The following is a 248-nucleotide window of genomic DNA, read 5'->3' as shown; positions in this document are numbered from 1 at the left end:
GGTCTGGATCAGGCCGCCGAGCCCCTGCAGCAGCGGCAGCGACCAGCTCTCGCCCCCAGCTTCGGCAAAGACGTTTCGGCCGGCCTTGTCCTGCAGCGAAACATGGAAATGCATGCCCGAGCCGGCATATTTCTCGATCGGCTTGGCCATGAAACAGGCGGTGACGCCGTGGCGGCGCGCCTGCGCCCGCACAAGCCGCTTCAGCATGACCAGATCGTCGGCCGCCCGCATCACATCCTTGCGGTAGT

Annotated in this window: 1 pseudogene; it reads right to left on the bottom strand. The window is 65.7% G+C overall.

The features are described 5' to 3' along the window. Positions 1-248 (bottom strand): annotated as a pseudogene (locus EOB49_RS35645) (glutamine synthetase); the annotation flags it as partial.

It is taken from the genome of Mesorhizobium sp. M7A.F.Ca.MR.148.00.0.0, assembly GCF_003997735.1.
Lineage (GTDB): Bacteria > Pseudomonadota > Alphaproteobacteria > Rhizobiales > Rhizobiaceae > Mesorhizobium.
The sequence above is the reverse complement of the archived record's forward strand: the minus strand, read 5'-3'. Positions and strand labels throughout refer to the sequence as shown.